This is a genomic window from Fodinibius sp. GM108 (assembly GCF_058386985.1).
The window spans coordinates 114,463-132,611 of the sequence record NZ_JBYEIR010000003.1 but is presented as its reverse complement, the minus strand read 5'-3'; the positions used below and the strand labels follow the sequence as shown (position 1 = coordinate 132,611).

At 47.2% G+C, this 18,149-nt stretch carries 10 protein-coding genes; all 10 read left to right on the top strand.

Translation table 11 applies throughout. The annotated features are described in order from the left end of the window. Positions 1-30: 30 nt before the first annotated feature. The 10 genes from ACT3ID_RS06565 to ACT3ID_RS06520 all read left to right on the top strand — a co-directional run bounded on the left by ACT3ID_RS06565 (position 31) and on the right by ACT3ID_RS06520 (position 18,142). Positions 31-2,319: a DUF2961 domain-containing protein gene (locus tag ACT3ID_RS06565; protein ID WP_491541205.1), complete on the top strand. Its 2,289-nt coding sequence runs from the start codon at positions 31-33 to the stop codon at positions 2,317-2,319. A 35-nt stretch (positions 2,320-2,354) separates the two neighbouring features. Continuing rightward, on the top strand, positions 2,355-3,647 hold the full coding sequence (fucP, locus tag ACT3ID_RS06560) for an L-fucose:H+ symporter permease (RefSeq protein WP_491541204.1): 1,293 nt from the start codon (positions 2,355-2,357) through the stop codon (positions 3,645-3,647). A 28-nt stretch (positions 3,648-3,675) separates the two neighbouring features. Next, a complete protein-coding gene (locus ACT3ID_RS06555) occupies positions 3,676-5,778 on the top strand; it encodes a glycoside hydrolase family 172 protein (protein ID WP_491541203.1) in 2,103 nt (700 codons plus the stop codon). A 69-nt stretch (positions 5,779-5,847) separates the two neighbouring features. Beyond that, entirely contained in the window at positions 5,848-7,095 is a 1,248-nt protein-coding gene (locus ACT3ID_RS06550; protein ID WP_491541202.1) for a DUF6786 family protein, read from the top strand. 22 nt (positions 7,096-7,117) lie between these two features. After that, positions 7,118-8,794: an FGGY-family carbohydrate kinase gene (locus ACT3ID_RS06545; protein WP_491541201.1), complete on the top strand. Its 1,677-nt coding sequence runs from the start codon at positions 7,118-7,120 to the stop codon at positions 8,792-8,794. Positions 8,795-8,850: 56 nt separating this feature from the next. Beyond that, positions 8,851-10,674 (top strand): L-fucose isomerase, encoded by a 1,824-nt coding sequence (locus ACT3ID_RS06540; protein WP_491541200.1) that lies wholly within the window; start codon positions 8,851-8,853, stop codon positions 10,672-10,674. Between the two features lie 317 nt (positions 10,675-10,991). After that, complete coding sequence (locus ACT3ID_RS06535) at positions 10,992-12,449, top strand: sulfatase (RefSeq protein WP_491541199.1); 1,458 nt, start codon at positions 10,992-10,994, stop codon at positions 12,447-12,449. A gap of 166 nt (positions 12,450-12,615) precedes the next feature. Continuing rightward, the gene (locus ACT3ID_RS06530) at positions 12,616-14,073 is read left to right on the top strand and encodes a sulfatase-like hydrolase/transferase (protein WP_491541198.1); all 1,458 of its coding nucleotides are present in this window, start codon (positions 12,616-12,618) and stop codon (positions 14,071-14,073) included. Positions 14,074-14,095: 22 nt separating this feature from the next. Continuing rightward, positions 14,096-15,988 carry a glycoside hydrolase family 2 protein gene (locus ACT3ID_RS06525; protein WP_491541197.1) on the top strand — a complete coding sequence of 631 codons (1,893 nt, stop codon included), beginning with the start codon at positions 14,096-14,098 and terminating at the stop codon, positions 15,986-15,988. 18 nt (positions 15,989-16,006) lie between these two features. Then, positions 16,007-18,142 carry a CehA/McbA family metallohydrolase domain-containing protein gene (locus ACT3ID_RS06520; protein WP_491541196.1) on the top strand — a complete coding sequence of 712 codons (2,136 nt, stop codon included), beginning with the start codon at positions 16,007-16,009 and terminating at the stop codon, positions 18,140-18,142. Positions 18,143-18,149 lie beyond the last annotated feature (7 nt).

Genomic DNA, 18,149 nt, shown 5'->3' with positions numbered 1-18,149 from the left:
AAAACTTGGAAAGTAAATAAACAATCAGTTATGAAGGATCTATTTTCAAAGATATTGTTACTGATGATTCCGCTACTGTTATGGGGAATTTCATCCGGAGCTCAGGATACAAATAAAAATAAAGAAGAAGTATCGGCAGAGAATCCGCCTGTTATTCCTGTAGGTCTCGATGCCTATCGGATGTGGGATCACTGGCCCAATCAGCGAATAGGATCGCGGGCGTACATGCGAAGTACCTACATGCGCGAAGGGGGCAACAGAATGGCCGATTCCCGCAATTTTCTTTGGATGGGAGAAGATGAGGATTTTAATGTTACACTGGATGTAGAGGGAAAGGGAGTGCTTTATTTCAAGAGGACCAATCACTGGCATGGCAGTCCGTGGCATTATGTAGTGGACGGCACCGACCACATCATTAGGGAAACCGGAACTGAAGATCCTGTAAATGCTAAAGAAACAGTTGAAGAAGCTACTTTTATGCCGGAGGAGGCATTTCCCGAACCGCTGACTTATATCTGGACCACAACCAAGGGTGCCGACCTGATGTGGACTCCCATCGGTTTTGAGGAATCGTTTCAGCTGGCTTACTCTCGTACTTTTTATGGAACAGGCTATTATATCTATAAAAAGTATGCCAATGAAGATAATTTGTCACAGCCTATAGAGTCATGGAGTATCGAAGATACGCCTGATCAGGATGTGCTTGATCTGATTAACCGGGCAGGAACCGATATTGCCCCAAAGAACATAGAAACACAAAAAGGCAGCCTTAATCTCGATGAAAAAAGAAAGGTTCTTGCCGAAATCGATGACGCACCTTCGGTGATCCGAGCTTTCAAAATTACCCTGCCTCTTGAAGAAGCAGAAGAGTTGGAGCGTCTGCGACTGCAAGTAACCTGGGATGATCGAAATTATCCCTCTGTTAACGCACCGTTGAGTTTATTCTTCGGCGCCGGAACATTATATAATCGCGATCAGAGTGAATACTTGGTTAAAGGTTTCCCTATGAATATTCGATTTGATTATAAAAAAGAACAGGTCGAATTGGCCTGTTACTATCCGATGCCTTTTTTCCGATCTGCACGGTTTGAGATAGCAGGTATCGAGCCCGGTGATACTGAAATTGATTATGAACTGCGTTATGAACCTTTTGAAGGATCTCCCAACCAGAGCAGCTACTTTCACGCAACCTATAAAGATTTCCCTGAGCCAGAATTCGGCAAAAACTTAAGCTTGTTGGATACGAAAGGTATCGAAGGTCAGGATGAGTGGTCGGGCAGCTTTGTCGGAACAACGTATATTTTTACCCAGCGAAATTTCTTTCGAACCCTGGAAGGAGATCCCCGCTTTTTCTTTGATGGAAGTCAAAATCCTCAGGCTCACGGAACCGGCAGTGAAGAGTGGGGCGGGGGAGGCGATTACTGGGGTGGAGAAACTATGACATTGCCTTTTGCCGGTCACCCGGTTGGAGCCCCGAATAAAGAAGAGATCAAAAATGAAAAAGACCAAATACACTCCGCTTACCGCTTTTTATTGGCTGATGCCATGCCATTCGGAAATCGTGCGGTCATAAATCTTGAGCATGGCGGATGGAATCTGCTGCAAGAGCATTATGAGACGGTTACCTATTGGTATGGACTGCCCGCCCCATCCTTGGTTAAAACGGATGAAATAGATATCGGAAAGACGGAAAGTGAAGAAAATCATGAGTATGAATCGCCGGACGCTTCTGAAGTTCAGGAGATTGTCTCTCGTTTCGATGGACTCGGAATAGACACTTTTCCTGATGATCGACGCATAGGTCCTGAGTATGAAAGGTTAATCGGGAATGAAGTATTTCCGGCCCATAGAGAGGATGGCAGATATACCAGAAGCAGCTCGGAATTTTCAGTGCATTTAGAGCCCGATAATCACGGGGTTATGTTGCGGAGGACATTTGACTGGAGCTTTCCCAATCAAAAGGCGGAAGTTTATGTGGCGGATGCCAGTGATGATTTTAATCCCGAAGAACCGGAGTGGGAATATGTAGGGAATTGGTACACAGCAGGATCTAATACCTATGTCTACTCACCGGCCGACGGTGAACTGGGAGAACGTAAATACCAGGTTAAAAATTCCAACCGCCGTTTTCGCGATGAGGAGTTCCTGATTCCAGCTGAATTAACGCAAGAGCGATCGGCTCTGCGGATCAAGGTAGAGCATGTGCCTGTAAGTCGTGATCTCTATCCCGGTCATCCTTATCCTAAAGAAAGTGCATGGAGCGAGCTCGGCTATGAAGTCTACAGCTATATCATGCCGGAATTTGAAGTTGAAGAATGAATTAGAAGCGAAAATTAAACCGTAAATGCTGACATATGGAGAATTTTGAAACATCGCAGAATAAATCAACAAAATCAGGCTTAAAAGCCCCCCTGTTGGCTTTTGTGCTCATTACTAGTCTGTTTTTTCTATGGGGACTTGCTCATAATTTGACCGATACCCTGTTAGCGGCTTTCAAGAGAATAATGAGCCTTACTGACTTCCAAACTTCCTGGATTCAGATCGCGTTTTACGGGTCATATTTTTCGCTGGCTATACCAGCGGCTATTTTCATTAAAAAATTCTCCTATAAATCAGGAGTACTTCTCGGGCTGGGGATGTATGCCACAGGGGCTCTGCTTTTTTACCCGGCAAGTATCAGTCTGCAATACGGTTTTTTCCTGATTGCACTTTATATCCTGGCCGGTGGGTTGACTGTGCTGGAAACTACCGCTAATCCCTATATCATTGCGATGGGAGATGAGGCTACCGGCACAAGGAGGTTGAATCTGGCACAGTCATTCAATCCGCTTGGTTCTATATCGGGTGTTGTTATCAGTAAATTTTATATCCTTTCTCAGCTCGATTTGTCAAGCGCCAAAGAAAGAGCAGAAATGACGGCCCAGGAACTGAGTAAAATTCAGGAAGCCGAGCTCGATGCTGTAATGGGACCTTATGTAGCCGTTGGAATTCTGCTGCTGGTATTGGGGATAGTCATCTACTTTACCAAAATGCCTAAGGTCTCTACTGAAGAAACTAAAATCAATTTTTGGTCTACGGTAAAAAGGCTGGTGAAAAATAAAAATTATGTATTCGGTGTTGTTGCCCAGTTCTTCTATGTGGGAGCCCAAATTTGCGTCTGGTCGTTTATCATCCGCTATGTGATGGAAGAGCTGAATGTTGTTGAGGCCGAAGCATCCAGCTACTATATAGCATCGTTGATTTTATTCACCCTGTTCAGGTTTATCAATACAAGTTTGATGAGCTGGTTCAAACCGGCTGATTTACTGGCGTTGTCATCCCTGCTTGGAATAGTGAGTACATTCCTGGTCATCACGGGAAGCGGGTATGTCGGAGTTATAGCCTTGGTGGCTATTTCCGGATTTATGTCACTGATGTTTCCCACTATTTTCGGTCTTGCCTCGGAAGGTCTCGGGAAAGACACCAAGTTGGGTAGTTCCGGTTTGATTATGGCAATCGGCGGCGGGGCTGCCCTGCCCGCTGTTATGGGATTAATTTCAGATTATACCGGCAGCATACATATAGCTTACTGGGTACCGCTGCTTTGCTTTATCGTTGTAATGTTATACGGCCTCTACCATAAGAAAGAGAGTCTCGTGACCGCTTGATGAATACGAACAAATAATTACTCTTGATATGAATAGTTTTCTCAAAAAATTAACATCTAATGTGGCAGTGGGAATTTTGTTGCTATTATTTTTCTCATCTGCCGGAATCAGTCAAAATATAACTACGGGTACGCTCATAGAAGAGATGGCTAGCCTAGAGCATTTGACAGAACATCCGGAACCGTTTTACCGGACCATACAATTTTCCTCCTACGATCGCCGCAGTGATCAGCCCGACGGACCGGGTTGGCTGGAGAACTCCGACGGTTTCGGTGGAGAGCCGATTCCTAATTTTCAAGATGTAATAGAAGAACCCGGAGAAGATGGAATTGGCACCTATTTGCTCTGCGATTTGGATGGTCCTGGTGCGATTGTCCGCGGATGGACGGCCAGAATTAATGGTTCGTTGAAGGTTTATCTGGATAAGTCGGAAACTCCCATTTATGACGGACCCGCCGAATCTTTTTTTCGTAACAGCTATGATTCTTTTTTAGAAGCTACGGACCTCGATGCTAATATTTTTGAAGAAGCGTTCAGCCAGCGCGATGCCGGCTATTTCCCCATCCCGTTTTCCGATCATCTGCGAGTAGAGTGGACCGGCAACCTGGATAAACTTCATTTTTATGAATTACAGGTCCGGAAATACAACGAAGAAGCAAGGGTGCAAACATTTCAACCGGAAGACCTGCAGACATATCGGGATGAGATAAAACATACAGCCGAGGTATTGAATAACCCGGATAACTATGCTCAATCCCGTCAAGGTACTGAGGAAGCAATTTCTGCTGATCTGGCGGCCGGGGACGAAGAGGAGGTATTTACACTTGAAGATGAGGGGGCAATCCGCCGGCTGGTTTTGAAGCTGAATGCTGAGGATATGGACAGAGCTCTCCGGCAGACAATACTTACTATTCATTTTGATGATGCTCCCCGGGGACAGATACAGGCGCCGGTTGGTGATTTCTTCGGAGCTGCCCCGGGAATCAATCCATATGTCTCGCTGCCATTTACCGTGAAATCGGACGGTACGATGATCTCCCGCTTTTTGATGCCTTTTGAAAATTCTGTACGGATAAAAATCCGTAACATGGGAGATCAGCAGATTAAAATAGATGGATCAATTACTCATTCCGATTATGATTGGAATCCGGATCGGTCGATGCACCTGCGGGCGCGCTGGAGAGTGGATCATAATATGAATGAACAGACTCCGTACGATCTGCCCTTTGTAATTGCAAGGGGGGAAGGCGTTTATGTCGGGACGTCTTCACTTCTTTTTAACCCTATAGAAATACCTACTGCCGGAGGCAACTGGTGGGGCGAAGGGGATGAAAAAATATTTGTCGATGATGAAGAATTTCCCTCCACGTTTGGAACCGGTTCGGAAGATTACTATAACTACTCCTGGTCATCCTCCGATATCTTTCAGACGCCTTATTCGGGTCAGCCCAGGAATGACGGTCCCGCCACACGTGGATTTGTAACCAATCACCGGTGGCATGTTGTAGATCCTCTGCCGTTTAATAGTGATCTGCATTTTTATATGGAGTTCTTCCCGCATAACGGGGTAAAAGGATTTTCTTATGCACGTATGAGCTATTTTTATTCTCGTCCCGGGCTTATCGATGATCATGTACCGATTTCTCATGATGACATTCGTCATCTTGAGCATAACTACTGGTCACCCAAGGCCAAAGGTGCTGCCAGCAACTCTGTTTTTTATCAGGTAGAAGGTCTTATTGATATAAATGAAGACAATTATGATTTAAAAGAGGATAATCTATGGGCAGAGGGTGAACTGTTTGTCTGGAATCCAAAAACAAAGGGAGAGGAACTTGAGATTCCGGTAGAGATAGATGAGGAAGGCACCTATGCTATCTGGTTGACAGCTGCCCATTTTAAAAATTCCGGTGCAATTTCGATACAGATAAACAATCGTGAAGCAGGTTTTGGTGGTCCTGATGGGCTAATAGATTTGAATAATGAAGATCGGAAGTTGTTGAGGAACTACCGATCTGAAAATTTATCCCTGGAGCCGGGAAAACATATAATAAACGTCAGATATGATGACGATAGTAACAGGGATCAAGCAGATGTCGGCCTTGATTTCGTATGGGTACAAAAACAGTAAATGATATTAACTGAAATTAGATCTGATACAATGGAAGCTAAAAGGCAAAATGTTTACAGACAATCGAAAATGGCTATTCAAAAATTAATATCAGCAGGCTTTATACTGCTGATAACTTTGTTGATGATAGCTTGTAATTCCGACGGTTCATCAAAACAGGATAAATCAATGACAGAAGAAGAAACGTTCGGCTATAATGTAGAATTTTTAAAAGAATATACCGATGTAGTTGTGCTGGAAGGCAATGACGGACAGGGCAAGGTGCTTGTCACCCCGCAGATGCAGGGCCGGGTGATGACCAGTTCGGTAGCAGGGGACGAAGGCAAAAGCCTGGGGTGGATCAACCGTGATATTATAGAATCGGGAGAAATTGATGAACATTTTACGGCTTATGGCGGTGAAGACCGCTTCTGGATCGGCCCGGAAGGCGGCCAGTATTCGGTGTTTATCACCCCCGGTGAGGAGATGGTCTTCGAGAATTGGTTTGTGCCATCCGGCATCAATACCGACCCATGGGAGCTGGTGGAGTCCAGCGAAAACCAGGTGATCGTCGAGACCGACCTGGCATTGACCAACTATTCCAATACAGAATATGATATACACGTGACGAGATCGGTAAATCTTTTGGATCAAGGCCAAACCGAAGATCTTCTTGAAATACAGCTGCCTGAGGGGATTCAACAGGTGGCATTTGAAACGGAGAATACCATCGAAAATAGCGGGGACAACCGGTGGACGAGGCAGACCGGCGCTCCGGCAATCTGGATCCTAAGCATGTTTACGCCCGCACCCGGTATTACGGTTGCTATTCCCTACAAAGAAGGACCCGAGGATGAGCTGGGACCGGGGGTAACGACCGACTACTTCGGGGAAATCAGTTCCGAGCGGCTAAAAACCGATGAAGGCATTATCTATTTCAAGGTGGACGGCGAGCAGCGTCGCAAATTGGGCGTATCGCCACGACGAGCCCTGCCGGTGGCCGGAAGTTACGATGAGACCAACCAGATCCTGACCCTCATCCATTATTCGTTCCCCGGAAATAACACCGACTATGTGAATCAGCTTTGGGAGCACCAGGACGAGCCTTACGGCGGGAATGCTGTGTTTGCCTATAACGACGGGCCGCTCGAAGATGGCAGTCAGCTGGGACCTTTTTATGAGCTGGAGAGTTCGTCTCCGGCTGCTTTTCTCGAGCCGAATGAGTCGCTGACTCACCACCACCGGGTTTTCCATTTTACGGGTGATGATCAGGCGCTCAATCAGATCTCCCGGGATGTGTTGGGGGTGGAGATCGAAGAGATTAAATCAGCTTTTTAGAATCTATACTGACTTTTTAACCATGGATGATCAATATTATATCGGCTGTGACGTAGGTACCGGGTCGGCACGAGCGGGTGTGTTTGACCCGCATGGAAAGATGTTGTCGATGCAAACTCATCCGATTAAAATGTGGAAGCCCAAGCCGGATTTCGTAGAGCAATCCTCCGAGGATATCTGGCAGGCCTGCTGCAGGTCTATCAAACAAGTGATTGGTGAGGCAGGTATAAGCCCCGACCAGGTTCAAGGCATTGGTTTCGATGCAACCTGCTCACTGGTGGTGTTGGATGAAGACGATAAGCCGGTTACGGTTAGTCCCGATGATTCCGCCGAGCAAAATATCATTGTCTGGATGGATCATCGTTCGATAGGGGAAGCCGAGGAGATTAACGAGAAGGGGCACGAGGTACTTCAATATGTCGGCGGGAAAATCAGCCCGGAGATGGAAACGCCAAAGCTGCTCTGGTTGAAAAGGAATAAACCGGAAACCTGGAAGCGCGCTGCCAAATTGTTCGACCTGCCGGACTTTCTGGTCTACCGCGCCACCGGCACCGACGTGCGATCAGTCTGCACGACGACCTGCAAGTGGACCTATCTGGCCCATGAGACCAGCACGACAGAGAAAAGTGTTGGGCGGTGGGAGAGCTCTTACTTTGAAGAGATCGGCCTCGGTGATCTGGTGGATGAAAATTTCGCCCGAATTGGCCGGATCGTACGCCCGGTCGGCGAACCGGTGGGCCAGGGATTAACCGAGGAAGCCGCTGGAGAATTAGATTTGAATCCGGGCACGCCGGTGGCTGTATCCATTATTGATGCGCATGCCGGCGGCCTCGGTCTGCTGGGAATGGGAACAGAATCAGAGGAAGCAAAGAAACTCGAAAATCGTATTGCGCTGATCGGCGGCACATCGAGTTGCCATATGGCGGTCTCCGAAGAGCCTAGATTTATCGACGGCGTCTGGGGGCCGTACTATTCGGCGATGGTCCCCAATATGTGGCTGACCGAAGGAGGGCAGTCGGCGACAGGAGCCCTGATCGATCACGTTATTTTTTCTTCGAAACAGTCGGTAGAACTGGAGCAGCAGGCCGAACAGGAAAACCGGACAGTGTATGATATCCTCAATGAACGGGTTCATCAACTGGCCGAAGATCAAGGTCTTGCTGATGTGAGCCTGTTGACGAGAGACCTGCACGTGCTTCCTTACTTTCACGGCAACCGGTCTCCGCGGGCCAATCCCTCGCTGGTCGGCAGCATCTGCGGACTCACGCTCTCCTCGACGCTGGATGATTTGGCTCTGTTGTATTTGGCCACTATTCAATCTGTCGCCTACGGCACGCGTCATATCATCGAAACGCTGAATGAAGAAGGCTATCGGATCCAGCAGATTATGGCGACGGGCGGAGGTACCAAAAACGCACTGTTTCTGAAAGAACACGCCGATATCTGCGGGTGCGAGATCGTCCTGCCCCGCGAAGACGAGGCGGTGCTACTGGGCAGCGCCGTACTGGGCGCCGTGGCCGGCGGGCAGTATCCGACGGTGCTGGAGGCGATGGAGAACATGAATCATGCCGGCGACATAATCGAGCCGCAGAACGGGCGGTTGGCAGAATATCATGATGCCAAATACAGGATCTTTCACAAGATGTATCAGGATGAGATCTCATACTTTGACATAATGGAAGACAGCGGCGTTTCATAGGATGTATGAATTAAGCATTAATTAGGAACTAATTTTTAAACCAAACGATATTGAATATGAGTGACCAAGATGTATTTGAGGCGGTTGCGCCACAAGACCAAGAACGACGATTGATTGGAAGAGTCCCGAAAGTGGGCATCCGACCGGCAATTGACGGCCGCCGCGAAGGCGTTCGGGAATCCCTTGAAGATCAAACGATGGCCATGGCCCGACGGGCCGCTGAGTTTATCTCAGAAAACGTGCGAGACACCAATGGGCAGCCGGTCGAATGCGTGATTGCTGACAGCTGTATCGGCGGGGTGGCAGAAGCCGCACAAGCTGCCGAAAAGTTTGAGCAGGAGGGGGTCGGGCTCTCTCTGACCGTCACGCCCTGCTGGTGTTACGGGTCGGAGACGATGGATATGAACCCTTGGTATCCCAAAGCGATCTGGGGATTCAACGGGAGCGAACGTCCCGGAGCGGTGTATCTGGCGGCCACGAAAGCGGCCCATGACCAGAAGGGACTGCCGGTCTTCAGTATTTACGGCAGCGAAGTACGAGATAAGGATTATGAAGGTATTCCGGAGGATGTCCGGGAAAAGATCCTGCGGTTTGTACGGGCCGGACTGGCCGTAGCCGAGATGCGCGGCAAGTCATATCTGTCGGTCGGGTCCGTGTCGATGGGCATTGCCGGCTCGATGATTCAGGAGGATTTTTTCGAGGATTACCTGGGCATGCGCTGCGAGGCGGTTGATATGTCTGAGCTGACCCGCCGAATCGAAGAGGAGATTTACGATAAGGAAGAGTTTGAACGGGCGATGCAGTGGGTCCGTAATTACTGCACCGAAGGCGAAGACATCAATCCCAAGAACAAGCAGCTGAGCCGGGAAGAGAAAGACCGGAACTGGGAGACGGTGGTGAAGATGACGCTGATCATCCGCGACCTGATGGTCGGCAATCCGAAACTGGAGGAGATCGGGTACGGAGAGGAAGCTCTCGGCCGCAACGCCATTGCCGGCGGATTCCAGGGACAGCGGCAGTGGACCGACCATTTTCCCAATGGCGATTTTTCGGAGGCGATACTGAACTCCTCGTTTGATTGGAACGGCATTCGAGAACCGTATGTCGTGGCCACCGAAAATGACACGTTGAATGCTGCCTGTATGCTGTTTGGTCAACAGTTGACCAATACGGCCCAGGTGTTTGGGGATATTCGTACGTATTGGAGTCCGGAGTCTGTGGAGCGGGTGACCGGACACACCCTTTCCGGCAGGGCCGAAAACGGGATTATCCATTTCCTGAATTCAGGTTCGGCGGCTCTGGATGGAACCGGCCAGCAATCCGAGGACGGGGAGCCGGTCATGAAACCATTCTGGGAGATTCAGCCTGAGGAGGCTGAGGCATGTCTTGAAGCTACCAACTGGTGTCCGGCCAACCTGGAATATTTCCGCGGCGGCGGATTTTCTTCGCAGTTTTTAACGAAAGGCGGCATGCCGGTGACGATGACCCGCATCAATATTATCAAAGGACTGGGGCCGGTGCTTCAAATCGCTGAAGGACATACCGTAGCGCTTCCCGGAGAGGTCCATGAAACCTTGAATCGGCGGACCGATCCGACCTGGCCGACCACGTGGTTTGTCCCGAGACTTACGGACGAAGATGTCTTTAAGGATGTGTATTCGGTAATGAATAACTGGGGCGCCAACCACGGCGTGCTTAGCTACGGCCATGTTGGCGACGATTTTATTACGCTGGCTTCGATGCTGCGCATTCCGGTAAACATGCACAACGTGCCCCGGGAGCGGATTTTCCGCCCCAGCGCCTGGGCGGGGTTCGGTACCAAAAATTTAGAGGATGCTGATTACCGGGCATGTAAGAATTTTGGACCGTTGTATGAATAATCAAGATATTTTCCCAAAACCAGAGGAATAGAAGAATAATTTAATGATGGTACTTGATAATGCTTACTAATCTATTATATTTCAGAATGTTATCGATAACATTATTTTTAGATGTTTTCCCGAATAACGTTTAAGGGGACGGGATAAAGCAGAATCAGCAAAAAATACAGAAGTCCACGGCATCACTTAGTGCATAATTGGCTAAAGGAATAGCTACTATGATCCTAACTAATAGCAGGAGTTACATAAAGATTTTGTGGAAAGCTCTCTCTCGTTTAGTATTCAAGGGATTATTGCTGTTATTGGGAATTTGTTTTTTGCTGACTTTTGAATCAAACGGACAGAAACAGCAGTCGGAAAAACCAAATATCATTTTCATTCTGGTTGATGATATGGGATGGAACGGGATAAGCAGCTATGGAAACCGGCATGTTGAAACTCCCAATATTGATCGACTGGCTGACCAGGGGATGAAATTTACCAACGCCTATGTATCTCCCGAATGCACTCCTACCCGCGGTGAATTAATTTCAGGTCAGTTTACCGCCCGAACTGGTATAACTCAGGTGCATATAAGGCGTACGTATCCAAATGCACCAATGACAGAGCCGGAAGTAACCGGTAAACTGCCGGAGGATAATTATACCATCGCTAACATGCTCAAGGATGCCGGCTATGCTACCATGGTTAGCGGAAAGTGGCATCTGGGCGGGGGACGTGTTGCCGATATAAAAGAAAATCGAGGCATGGAATTTTTCGAGCAGTACGGCTTTGATTTTGCGGGCGATGCGGTAGAACGGGAGTGGTCGCGAGATCATGAAGTCTATAAGGAAGAGGATAAAGAAAAAGCAAATCTGGATATTATAAATGATTTCTTCCGTTTTGCCGGGCAAAATGAAGATAAACCGCTGTTTGCTTATCTGTCGTTTTTTAGTCCCCATACACCGATTGTAGCCCCCGATTCGCTGGTTGAAAATTATTCGGAGAATGGATTCCCAACATCCACAGAACTTTTTGGTGATGCTGCGGTAAAGCCCACCGCAAATTATGCGGCTATGGTTAAATTTTTGGATCATTCCATTGGTAAATTGCTGAATGATCTGGATGAAAAAGGATTATCCGATGAAACAATGATTGTTTTCATGTCTGACAACGGCGGACTAAACCGGGCATGGGATAATTACCCGCTGCGCGGTGCGAAGGGAATGCTATATGAAGGTGGAATTCGTGTGCCTTTGATTGTCAGCTGGCCCGGAGAAGTAGAGTTGGAAAGCAAGTCTGATGTCCCTGTCCATATCGTCGATATGTTTGCCACCTTCAAAGAGCTTGCGGGTGGCGACATCCCCGAAGACAAGAAACTCGATGGAGCGAATCTGATGCCGTTGTTAACAGGACAGGAGAATCCGGATAACAGCAGAGCCATATATTGGCACCATCCGCATTACATCCCCGATTATGGAAAAACTCCGAGCAGTGCTATCCGCAAAGGAGACTACAAACTCATATACTATTACGGTGACTATCTGGAAACACAGGAGCATTTGCCGCTACGCGGCGAGCCGTATGGTGAATTAAGGCTCGGTGAACGGGTTGAGCTTTTTGATTTAAATAATGATCCGCACGAACAATATGATCTTTCAGAAAAACGACCTCAGTTAGCTGATGAAATGCTTAACAATCTTAAACAGATGCTGAAGGAGGTTGATGCACCGATGCCGAAAAAAAATCCTGATGCGGATCTCTCAAACTGGTTTGAGGCCCAGAGGAGAAATTAACTTCAATAAAATTCTTATTCTAAAATTTCGGATAAATTAAATAGATACTAGTAAAGGGCAATCATCTCCCTGTCCCCCTTCGAAGGGGGAAATCACGATGCTTTTCCGTGAAAGGGGGATGACAGTGACTAAAACTAGACGGATTTCTAAAACTAATACAATCTCCATGTACAGGATTATTCTCATAATATTGGTCAGCCTGCTAATGCTCTTCACCGGCAGTTGTGAAAGAGCCGCTGGAGATCAGAATAACTCAGATGCCCCTAATATCATTTTCGTATTTGTTGATGATATGGGATATGGCGATCTGCCCCAGTATGGAAACGCCGGGGTAAGTACACCGAATATTGATAGAATGGCAGAAGAGGGAATTCGTTTCACCAATTTCTATGTAAATTCTCCTATCTGCTCACCATCTCGTGTAGCCGTTACCACAGGACAATATCCGCTGCGGTGGAATATCACCTCTTTCCTGGCCGATAGCGCGCGAAATATAAATCGCGGAATGGATCATTATCTGGATGTAAATGCTCCCAGTCTTGCGCGATTTTTTCAAGATTCCGGCTATTATACTGCCCATGTTGGAAAATGGCATATGGGCGGACAGCGTGAAGTGGAAGGTGCTCCATTGATTACCGAATTCGGTTTCGATACTTCGCTCACCTCTTTTGAGGGATTGGGGGAACGACTCGGAATAGAATTTGAAACAAAACAGTGGAACGGTAGCAATCGGTTTTTCCACAGTGTAAAACAGGCTAACCTCGGTCGCGGTGATATTCGCTGGGTAAAGCGACATAATCAGCCCAGAATTTATGTCGATCGGACGATCGAAGAGATACAAAGAGCAGGAGAAAATGATCAGCCTTTCTATATTAACTTATGGACCGATGCCGTGCATACTCCGCTGGAAGCTCCGCCCGAGTTAAGAGGCGATGGATCACAGCGAGCAAATTATTTTGGCGTAATCAGCGATCTGGACACCCAAATAGGGCGATTGTTAGATCATATCCGGAATGATCCGGAGCTGAGATATAATACGCTGATTGTTTTTGCCAGCGATAACGGACCGAGTCAGGAAATTGGTATGACCGGAGGTTTACGAGCTCATAAAGGCAGTCTTTACGAAGGCGGTATTCGCGAACCGTTTATCGTGTGGGGACCTGGATTTATTGAGGAATCTCACGAAAATATGACCAATGATAATACCATTATGGCGGGCATGGATTTGCCTCCGACATTACTTTCAATTGCAGGGATTGAGGCACCGGATTCAATACAGTTTGACGGGCTGGATATGAGCGAAGAGATGCTCGGTCGATCCGAAAGTCAGCGGTCTGAACCCGTTATGTGGATTCGTCCCCCCGATTTTAATCCCAACGGAAACTGGAAGGATCTTACTGAACGCAAAGATCTTGCAATAAGAAATGGCAAATGGAAACTATTGGTCGAAACGGATGGCAGTGAGCCTGAACTTTATAACCTGGATGAGAATCCCGGAGAAACGATCAATCTGGCAGGAGATCTTCCTGAAATAACAGAAGATCTAACTAATAAAGTACTGAATTGGTTTGATGAGACGATTGCTAATTCATCGGCCGAGGCCAAATACTGGGAAAAGGAGTAAATCACATTAAAAGAAGACTGATATGAAATCAAGTGTTTATAATAACATTGCAGCAGTATTAGCTTTTGTTCTTGTACTCGGATCAACGGCAGAACTTAAATCCCAAGTAAGAACAGAAGGTGACATTCCGAGGTCCGAGCATCCAAAACCACAGTTTGAGCGCGAGAACTGGAAAAATCTAAATGGTCATTGGGCTTTTACATTCGACCATGGGAAGTCGGGTGCAGAGCGGGATTGGCATCAGAAGAAGAAACCGTTCGATAAGGAGATTACGGTTCCATTTCCACCCGAAAGCAAGATGTCGGGTATCGAACACAAGGACTTTATGGAATCGGTCTGGTACCGACGCGAATTTGAAGTGCCGGCTGAATGGGATGAAGAACGTGTATTTTTACATTTCGGAGCCGTGGACTATGAAGCAACAGTTTGGATCAACGGTGAGCGAGCGGGCCGACACGTTGGAGGCAGCAGCTCGTTCAGTTTTGATATCACCGATCATCTTTCAGATGGATCAAATTCCCTAACGCTGCATGTGGTTGATGAGATGCGGGAAGGAAAGCAGCCCATGGGCAAGCAAAGTCCAACTTATGATCATTTTCGTTGCTGCAGTTATAGCCGCGTAACCGGTATCTGGCAAACTGTTTGGCTAGAAGCCCGTCCTGAGAGCCATATCAAATCGGTACACATTGTTCCCAAGTTTGATTCCGACTCTTTTGTCTTTACACCGGAATTTAAAAGTGCCACCCGTGACCATGAATTCAGAATTACGCTCAAATCCCCTGAAGGAGATCAGGTTACATCCAAAACAGTACCCGCCGAAAATGGAGGACCTGTTACAGTAGAGTTGACCGATCCCCAAGCCTGGAGTCCGGAGAATCCGTATCTCTATGACATTGATTTTGAGCTGCTCGAAAATGGGGAACCTGTAGATCATGTGAATAGCTATGCCGGACTTCGAAAATTTCATATTGAAGGCAATAAATTTTATCTGAATAATGACCCGATTTTTCTTCGATTGGTATTAGATCAGGGGTTTTATCCCGAAGGCATATGGACAGCTCCATCCGATGAAGCCTTGAAGCGTGATATTGAGCTGGCACAGAAAGTTGGATTTGACGGGGCTCGTCTGCACCAAAAAGTATTTGAAGAGCGGTTTCATTACTGGGCAGATAAGCTTGGCTACCTCACATGGGGCGAATTCTATGACTGGGGACATTTTGACTTTCTCGAGTTCACTAATCAGCTGGGGGTCGTTCGTATGGAGCGTGAGTGGGCGGAGATCGTGAAGCGCGATCGCAATCATCCTTCCATTATCGCCTGGACGCCGCTCAACGAGACTCATAATGCGGCTGAAGAAGATCTCAACAATTACAGGGAAGTGGCCAAAAGCCTCTATAATATTACGAAGTCCCTGGACCCCACGCGTCCGGTTAATGATGTGAGCGGATACGTGCATGTTAACACGGACATCTACACGATTCACGATTACGAGCAGGATCCTGATCAATTTCGGGAGCGTTACGAGAGTGTATCGCTTGAAAATCCCGAAGAGGCCTGGCGGGGTTATCCCAACCAAGCGCCGGAACTGGCTGTGCCATATTCGGGAGAACCGTACATGGTGGATGAGTACGGGGGGACGTACTGGACCAAGGAACATACCGATCAGCCTGAAAAATTTGGCGAACGTCGTCCCTTCTGGGGATACGGTAAGACGGCCGACGAAGTTGAAGATCTAATTGAAGATTTGACCCAAGTGTTGGTTAATAATCCCAATATCTCCGGTTTCACATACACCCAGCTTACCGATATCGAGCAGGAGGTTAACGGAATTTATACCTACGACCGCGAATTGAAATTTGATGCCGAACGTCTGCGCGAAATTTTCCAGGCTCCGGCAGCAATTGAACAAGAATAGATCTTGTAACCGATGGAAATGAGGAAAAATATTTTATATCAATCAGTAATAAAGAGCTCAAAGTGGGGGACAGGGCTTGTTAAGTCTATTCTTATATTGTTGTTGATAGGTAGCACCGTGAATGCCCAGATACCAGTAGATTTTTCTGATTTTGATAAAAACGGTGAAGCCTCGGCTGTTGTCAGTGGAAACGTACTTGATATTACCTGGCCTGCCGGAAACAATCAGCAGGGGAAAATCAAGATCAATCTTGATAATGGAAGTCCGTTGTTTAGCAGTATTAAATTAAGCAACGGAGAGAAATCTGCTGAGATAGCATCAAACCTGGATCCGGTTTTTGTGCTAACCGAGGGACAAAGAAATTTGGATAGAAATGGCTGGAATACCTTTTTCGACAGGACTGCTTACCGGCCTTATGAAGCAAATACCGTGAAATTGGATAGACGGGATGCTAAAGTGAGTACTGGCGGATCCCGAACTAAAATTGAAATTTCTCAGGCTGAGGCGGGACAGTTTTCCGGGAATTTGGAAATAACACTGTATAACGGCAGTCCCTTGATGAAGACCGAAGCGGTAATGAGTACGCAAAAAGATTCGACGGCTATTATTTATGATGCAGGCTTGGTAAGTAGTGATCCCGAAAATCCTATCTGGAATGAAATTTATTGGGCAGATACCGAAGATCATATCAGGTCTGCTAAAGTTGATGCCGGTGATAAAAGCAAAAACCTGAAAGTAAAATACCGGACCGTCATTGGTGAAAGCGAGGAAGGAAGTATTGCCGTATTTCCACCCCCGCACCAGTACTTTTATCCACTCGATAACGCCTTCAATCTCAACTTTACCTGGTATGGCAGTAATTATCGAGATTTGGTTCCTGGATACGGAATCGGCATTCGGCATGACCTGATGGGCGACATGCGTCATGTGCCTTGGTTTAACGCTCCGCCCGACACAGACCAGCGATTGAGTTTCTTCACAGTTCTTAGCACCGAAAAAGATGGTCAGGTGCTTGAAGAGGTGAAAGAATTTACGAATGGTGATTCATACCGGCCTCTTGACGGACATAAAACAATGGCCAGCCATTTTCATACCGAGCATATTACCGATATTATCAATCATAGACCGCTGCCGGATATTCCAGGTCACGTTAGAGTGATGAGGGAACTGGGAGTTACCATCATGCATCAGGGTGAATTTCATCTTTCTGGCAATCCAAGAGATCCCGGCCCGAGAAGATTAAAGCAACTCGAGATGATGCACGAGGAATTCAAAGCACTCTCCGACGGCAATTTCCTGATGCTCCCCGGTGAAGAGCCCAACGTGCATTTCGGGGGACACTGGATGGTCTTTTTCCCGGAACCGGTTTACTGGCATATGAATCGAGGTGAAAATCAGCCGTTTGTTGAGGAACATCCCGAATATGGAAAGGTCTATCGCGTAGGCAATCAGGAAGAAATGCTGCGGCTGCTGAAAGAAGAAAATGCTTTGGCATGGACAGCTCATCCCCGTACCAAAGGTTCCGCCGACCATCCCGATGAATATAAGGATGAGGAATTCTATAAATCTGATCGATTTTTAGGGGCCGCGTGGAAAGCACTCCCGGCTGATTTATCAAAAGATAAATTGGGAGTAAGAGCGCTCGACCTGATGAATGATATGGCCAATTGGGGCCAAAAAAAGTATATGCTTGGAGAAGCAGACCTTTTCAAGCTGGAACCGTATTTTGAATTTTATGGCCATATGAATGTTAATTACCTGCGGCTGGATGAGCTTCCCGACTACGAAGGTGGATGGTCTTCGATACTGGAAGCTGTGGAGCAGGGTAAGTTCTTTGTCACGACCGGTGAGATTTTACTGCCGGAATTTACCGTGAATGGCAAGCAGTCGGGTGAGCAATTGACATTAGATGGAGACGGACAGGCCGAAATAAAACTCGGCATCAATTGGACATTCCCGCTTGATTATGCAGAAATAATATCCGGCGATGGGAAACAGGTATACCGAGAGCGAATATCACTTAACGAGACAAAAGCTTTTGGTAAGGATACTTTTACTGTTGCAACTGATCTGTCCGGACGCGACTGGGTCAGAGTTGAAGTTTGGGATACTGCTGTCAACGGAGCTTTCTCACAGTTCGTTTGGCTGGATTAAATGAGTA

Coding starts and splice junctions, on each gene's coding strand:
- ACT3ID_RS06565 (WP_491541205.1), top strand. CDS start 31: ATGAAGGATCTATTTTCAAAGATATTGTTACTGATGATTCCGCTACTG.
- ACT3ID_RS06550 (WP_491541202.1), top strand. CDS start 5,848: ATGGCTATTCAAAAATTAATATCAGCAGGCTTTATACTGCTGATAACT.
- ACT3ID_RS06525 (WP_491541197.1), top strand. CDS start 14,096: ATGAAATCAAGTGTTTATAATAACATTGCAGCAGTATTAGCTTTTGTT.
- ACT3ID_RS06530 (WP_491541198.1), top strand. CDS start 12,616: ATGTACAGGATTATTCTCATAATATTGGTCAGCCTGCTAATGCTCTTC.
- ACT3ID_RS06520 (WP_491541196.1), top strand. CDS start 16,007: ATGAGGAAAAATATTTTATATCAATCAGTAATAAAGAGCTCAAAGTGG.
- ACT3ID_RS06540 (WP_491541200.1), top strand. CDS start 8,851: ATGAGTGACCAAGATGTATTTGAGGCGGTTGCGCCACAAGACCAAGAA.
- ACT3ID_RS06545 (WP_491541201.1), top strand. CDS start 7,118: ATGGATGATCAATATTATATCGGCTGTGACGTAGGTACCGGGTCGGCA.
- fucP (WP_491541204.1), top strand. CDS start 2,355: ATGGAGAATTTTGAAACATCGCAGAATAAATCAACAAAATCAGGCTTA.
- ACT3ID_RS06555 (WP_491541203.1), top strand. CDS start 3,676: ATGAATAGTTTTCTCAAAAAATTAACATCTAATGTGGCAGTGGGAATT.